At 76.9% G+C, this 3,154-nt stretch carries 3 protein-coding genes; 1 reads left to right on the plus strand and 2 read right to left on the minus strand.

Features of this window, described 5'->3' with window-relative positions:
• The first annotated feature begins 33 nt into the window (after nt 1-33).
• The gene (locus tag G6556_RS17965) at nt 34-609 is read left to right on the plus strand and encodes an XRE family transcriptional regulator (RefSeq protein ID WP_166944398.1); all 576 of its coding nucleotides are present in this window, start codon (nt 34-36) and stop codon (nt 607-609) included.
• A gap of 24 nt (nt 610-633) precedes the next feature.
• Here G6556_RS17965 and G6556_RS17970 read toward each other — a convergent pair whose 3' ends face one another.
• Both G6556_RS17970 and G6556_RS17975 read right to left on the minus strand, forming a co-directional pair.
• Entirely contained in the window at nt 634-1,806 is a 1,173-nt protein-coding gene (locus G6556_RS17970) for an SLC13 family permease (protein ID WP_166944394.1), read from the minus strand.
• A gap of 77 nt (nt 1,807-1,883) precedes the next feature.
• Nucleotides 1,884-3,116: an AGE family epimerase/isomerase gene (locus G6556_RS17975; RefSeq protein ID WP_166944396.1), complete on the minus strand. Its 1,233-nt coding sequence runs from the start codon at nt 3,114-3,116 to the stop codon at nt 1,884-1,886.
• Between the last annotated feature and the right edge of the window lie 38 nt (nt 3,117-3,154).

Below are 3,154 nucleotides of genomic sequence, written 5' to 3' on the forward strand. Positions count from 1 at the left end.
ACGCCCGCGCCCGTCGCGGACGCCCCCGCCGACCTGGAGCCCGTGCTCGAGGCCGTCGGCCCCCGGCTGCGCGACCTGCGCCTGCGCCGCGGCGCGACACTCGCGGACCTGTCCCGCAGCACCGGCATCTCGGTGAGCACCCTGTCCCGGCTCGAGTCGGGAGGGCGGCGTCCCACGCTCGAGCTGCTGCTGCCCCTGGCCCGGGCGCACCAGGTCCCGCTGGACGAGCTGGTCGGCGCCCCGGAGACCGGCGACCCGCGGGTGCACCTGTCGCCCGTCGAGCGGCACGGGGTCACGTTCGTCCCGCTGAGCCGGCGGCAGGGCGGGCTGCAGGCGTACAAGCAGGTGTTCCCCGCCGGCCACAACCCCGGCCCGGTCGACCCGCGCACCCACGAGGGCTACGAGTGGATGTACGTGCTCTCCGGGCGGATGCGCCTGGTGCTGGGCGAGCACGACCTGATGATCGAGCCGGGCGAGGCCGTCGAGTTCGACACCCGGATCCCGCACTGGTTCACCAACCCGGGCCCCGGCGCCGCCGAGGTGCTGACCCTGTGGGGCCCGCAGGGCGAGCGCATGCACGTGCGCGCGCGCTCCACGCGGACGTCCTGACCGCCCGGGCCGCCCCGGCGCGGCTCAGGCCACGGCCACGAGCGCCAGCACCGACGCGCCGACGCACAGCGGCGCCAGCCACAGCCCCTGCACCAGGAACGCCCGCGCCGGCACGTGCACCAGCGCCTGCCGGCACCGGCGCCACCACAGCACGGTCGCCAGCGAGGCCCACGGGGTCAGCAGCGGCCCGACCCCGGTGCCGATCAGCACGGCCGCGAGCCGGCGCACGTCCTCCCCCGCGACCGGCTCCAGCAGGAGGTAGGCGGGCAGGTTGTTGATCACGTTGGCGACCACCGCCGACAGCCCCGCGACGCCGAGCAGCGCCCCGGCGTCCGCGCCGCCCGGCGCGGCGTCGAGCACCCAGTCCCCGAGCCCGCGCACGTGCAGCGTCTCGACGACCACGAACAGCGCGCCGACGACGAGGATCATCTTCCACGGCACGAGGTCGCGCGCCCGGCCGGGCACCGGCCGGCGCCGCACGGCGAACGCGGCGAGCAGCACCACCGCCGCCCCGAGGGCCACGGCCCACACCGGGAGCCCCGCCACGAACCCGACCGCCATCACCGCCACCGTGACCCCGGTGGCCACCACCAGCGAGCGGTCCGGCGGCACGTACCGCTCGCCCTGCTCGAACCGGCCGCGCAGGTCCCGGCGCCCGCGGACGGCGAGCACCGCGACGGTGACGACGACGGCCGCGAGCGCCGGCGCCCACATCACGCCCAGGTAGTTGACCCCCTGGTCCGCGAACCGGTGGTCGGCGAGCAGGTTGGTCAGGTTGGACACCGGCAGCAGCAGCGACGCGGTGTTCGCCAGCGCCACCACGGTGAGCACGAGCAGCAGCGGCGACGTGCGGGTGCGCCGGGCCAGCGTGATCGCCAGCGGCGTGAGCAGCACGGCCGTGGTGTCCAGGGACAGCAGCACGGTGGACGCGACCGCGATCCCGACCAGCAGCAGCCAGAGCAGCCACCGCCGGCCGCCCGAGGCGCGCGCGGCGGCGTCGGTCGCGAGGTCGAACAGCCCGGCGGCGCCGCACAGCTCCGCGACGACGGTGAGGGCCGCGACGAACAGCAGCACGGGCCCGACCCGCTCGGCGAGGGCCACCGCGTCGGCCCGGGGCAGGGCGCCCGTGAGCACCGCGGCGACGGCCGGCAGCAGCGCGACCGCCCACCACGGAACGGCACGCCGGAGCCTGGGCACGGCGGAACTCTAGGTCCCGCGCCGCACCCCTGCGCGCCGGTGCCCGCCGCGGCGCGTCCCGGCGCCGCCGCGGGGCGTCAGTCCAGCAGCCCCTGCGCGAGGGCGGGGGCCAGCACCGGCGCCAGCGGCAGCCGCGGGATCAGCGTGGCCTGCACCGCGTGGTAGAGGTCGGCCTTGCCCTCCCACACCGTGCGGGACACCCGGTTGTCGGTGCCGAGCTCGTGCCACCACGAGCCGCCCTCGTGGTCGAGCAGGTGCTCGGCGGCGTAGTCCCACCAGGTGGCGTACCAGTCGTCGAACCGCTGCTCGCCGGTGGCGGCGTGCAGGGCGGCCGCGGCGGCGATGCCCTCGGCGGCGACCCAGTGCATCCGCTCGCGCACGACCGGCTGCCCGGACCAGTCGACGGTGTAGACGAACCCGGGCGCGCCGTCGACGGCCCAGCCCTCGCGGACCGCCGCGTCGAACAGCGCGGTGGCGTCCTCGACCATCCAGAGCGGCGCGACGTCCCCGGCGGCGGTGAGCGAGGCCCGGGCGTGCAGGGTGAGCCGCGCCCACTCGAGCCAGTGCCCGACGGTCGCGCCGTACGGCCGGAACGGGTGCGCCGGGGCGTCGGCGTTGTACTCCAGGTCGGCGTCCCAGGCGGCGTCGAAGTGCTCCGGGATCCGCCAGGAGTTGTCCCGCGCGAAGCCGTGCACCACCCGGGTGAGGATCCGCACGGCGCGGTCCAGCCACACCCGCTCGCCGGTCACGCCGTGCGCCGCGAGGTACGCCTCGACCGTGTGCATGTTCGCGTTGACGCCGCGGTAGGGGTCGAGCACGGTGAACGCCCGGTCCCAGGACTCGACCGCCATCCCGGCCTCCTCGTCCCAGAACCGCCGCTCGGAGACCTCCAGGGCCTCGCGCAGCAGCGCCTCGGCGCCCGGCCGGCCCGCGGCGACCGCGGAGGACGTCGCGAGTACGACGAACGCGTGCGGGTACGCCGCCTTGGCGTCGTCGCGCGGGCTGCCGTCGGCGTCCACCTCGGCGTACCAGCCGCCGTGCTCGGCGTCCCGGAACAGCCCGTCGAGCGCGGCGAGCCCGTGGTCGACCAGCGCCGCGGAGCCCGGCCGCCCCAGCAGGTGAGCGAGCGCGTAGACGTGCGTCATCCGGCAGGTGATCCACAGCTCGGCGGGACCCGGCAGCGGCCGGCCCACGTCGTCCAGGCGGAGGAACCCGCCGGACGGGGCGGCGGCGGCCTTCCCGAAGGCGAGCAGGCGGTCGGTCTCGGTCTCGAGCCAGCGGGCGTGCGCGGGCGTCGTCAGCCACGTCATGGGTGTCACCCTAGTCACACCCGGGCCCCCGGCACCCC

The organism is Cellulomonas sp. IC4_254, from assembly GCF_011603975.1.
GTDB lineage: Bacteria > Actinomycetota > Actinomycetes > Actinomycetales > Cellulomonadaceae > Cellulomonas.

What these genes read in the sequence shown, in the direction of transcription:
- G6556_RS17975 (WP_166944396.1), bottom strand. Translation starts at nt 3,116, where the DNA reads ATGACGTGGCTGACGACGCCCGCGCACGCCCGCTGGCTCGAGACCGAG.